Source organism: Pseudomonas psychrophila, assembly GCF_001043005.1.
In the GTDB taxonomy this organism is placed as follows: domain Bacteria; phylum Pseudomonadota; class Gammaproteobacteria; order Pseudomonadales; family Pseudomonadaceae; genus Aquipseudomonas; species Aquipseudomonas psychrophila.
This window is the reverse complement of record NZ_JYKZ01000102.1, coordinates 1-540: the sequence shown is the minus strand read 5'-3', so window position 1 is coordinate 540 and position 540 is coordinate 1. Positions and strand designations below refer to the sequence as shown.

The window sequence follows — 540 nt, the reverse complement described above, 5'->3', positions numbered from 1 at the left end:
CCCGCACCGACACGCCGAAATTGACCTTGGGTCACGGCGGTTGTTTTGGTTGCATTTACTCGGTGCGCGGCGCCGGCGGCTATCAGATGTTTGGCGTTACTCCGGCACCGATCTACGACCCGGAACAGAACCTGGCCTACCTGAAGGAACACATGGTGTTTTTTCGCCCAGGTGACATCGTGCAGTTCAAACCCATGGACCGTGAGGCCTATGACCACGCCGTGGCCGAAGTGGAAGCGGGGCGCTTCGACCTGCGGATTCGCCCGGTGGAGTTTTCGCTGGATGCGTTTCTGGCCGACCCGGTCGGCTACCCCAAATCGCTGCAGGAGGTATTGCCATGATCAAGGTTATCAAGCCAGGTCTCGCCACCTCGGTACAGGATCTGGGCCGCGAAGGCTATTACCACTTGGGGATTCCGCCTTCCGGTGCCCTTGATCAGTATGCCCTGAGTGCAGCCAATCAACTGGTCGGCAACCCGGCCGGCCTGGCGGCGCTGGAATGCACGTTGCTGGGGCCTGAACTGGAGTTTCAGCAGGACGC

Annotated in this window: 1 protein-coding gene and 1 pseudogene; both read left to right on the top strand. The window is 60.6% G+C overall.

What is annotated here, in order from left to right:
* Nucleotides 1-341 (top strand): carboxyltransferase domain-containing protein (locus TU76_RS24290; protein WP_048352703.1); only part of this gene is annotated, 341 nt, incomplete at its 5' end.
* A pseudogene (locus TU76_RS24285) lies at nucleotides 338-540 on the top strand (allophanate hydrolase); the annotation flags it as partial. The gene TU76_RS24290 and the pseudogene TU76_RS24285, both read left to right, overlap by 4 nt.